General features: G+C 61.4%; 1 protein-coding gene. It reads left to right on the forward strand.

Features of this window, described 5'->3' with window-relative positions; translation table 11 throughout:
- Positions 1-391, forward strand: a 391-nt coding sequence (locus tag H6B10_RS15590; protein WP_204652374.1) for an FHA domain-containing protein, incomplete at both ends; no start/stop codon positions are given.

The raw sequence follows: 391 nt of genomic DNA on the forward strand, positions 1-391 counted from the left end.
TCAAAGCTCTGGACAGCGAAAGAATCGAATACACCATGGCAGGCGGCGGACTCTCCTGGACCCAGCCCTGGTTTGCCTATGTGTTCCTGCCCATCGGCGTGCTGGCGCTCATCGGCGGCATCATCCTGCTGGTAACGTCCCAGAAGGGCGTACAGGGGGCTCCGGCACCTGCCGGCGCTGCCGCAGGTATGGGATCTGGAAAAGCGCCTGCAAGAGGCGGCCGCGGCCCTGTGGAAAAACGGGCTGTGCTGCGCGGCGTGACAGGGAAATACTCTGGCCAGAGCTTTGACCTGTTAAAGGGCAAGGTGGTCATCGGCCGAGACCCGGCAACCTGTAACATCGTATTCGATAAAAACACGCCGGGTATCAGCGGGCGGCACTGCCAGCTAGT

Origin of the sequence: Gemmiger formicilis, assembly GCF_016901605.1 — a bacterium.
GTDB classification, from domain to species: Bacteria; Bacillota; Clostridia; order Oscillospirales; family Ruminococcaceae; genus Gemmiger; species Gemmiger formicilis_B.